The following is a 986-nucleotide window of genomic DNA, read 5'->3' on the forward strand; positions in this document are numbered from 1 at the left end:
AATGTGGCGAAGAATGATGCCAGCACGGCATTTGATTTCGGCTCTTCAGTGGGCGGCGCATTCAGCGGCATTGTGAACCTGACGAACTCGACCTTTGCGTTAAACGCGGGCAACACTGCCGCGCTGGCAAATGCCACACTGCAACTCTCAGCCAATAACGTGACCACCGTCGGTACGGATGATCGCACGTTGCACGGCTTGGATCTGAGTGGCGGCACCCTGATTTTTGACGGGGCAGCGCCGCAGTCACAGGCCAGCGGTGTGGTGACGGTCACTGATCTGGCGCTGAACAGCGGCACCATCAGCGTGACGGGCACTGACAGTTGGACTAACCAGAATCCGGTGCTGGCACCGAATCTGTCGATCCTCGATCAGGATCGGGGCGATATTATGCTGGAGCTGATTAATGCCGGTACGGTGAGTGGGGCGGCCAGCGGTCTTAATCTGATGATCAACGGCACGACGGTCACCGACACCGCGCAAGGCGTGGTCTCTGCCATCTTGCAGGGCGGGACGACGGTAGCTAATGCCACCCATAATTACGGTCTGACCAGCAGCGACGGCAGCGGTGGTAATGGTTTGTATGTCAATTACAGCCTGAGCGCGCTGGAACTGTTAACGGACGGTGCCGATGCCTTGTTGCTGGCAACAGACAGCAGCGCGACCTCGAATAAAGAGCTGAATGCACTGGTATCAGGGGTGGGCGGTTTGCAGGTGGATGCCACCAATGGGGCGCTGACGCTGGCCAACGGCAGTAACAGCTATCAGGGCACGACCACGGTCAATGCCGGTGAGCTGATCCTGGGGGCTAACGGTGCCTTTGGTCAGACGTCATTACTGGATATCGCCAGCGGTGCCAGCGCCAACATCAACGGTCATACTCAAACCGTGGGCGCACTGACCAATGCTGGTACGGTAACGCTGGGCACGGGCGGGGTGCTGAACAGCGGCGTGCTGTCCAACAGCAGTATCCTTGATATCACTGG

1 pseudogene is annotated in these 986 nt (G+C 58.5%); it reads left to right on the plus strand.

Annotated features, from left to right (window positions below):
- A pseudogene (locus V2A85_RS23945) lies at positions 1 to 986 on the plus strand (autotransporter outer membrane beta-barrel domain-containing protein); the annotation flags it as partial.

The organism is Yersinia sp. 1252 StPb PI, from assembly GCF_048593885.1.
GTDB lineage: Bacteria > Pseudomonadota > Gammaproteobacteria > Enterobacterales > Enterobacteriaceae > Yersinia > Yersinia enterocolitica_E.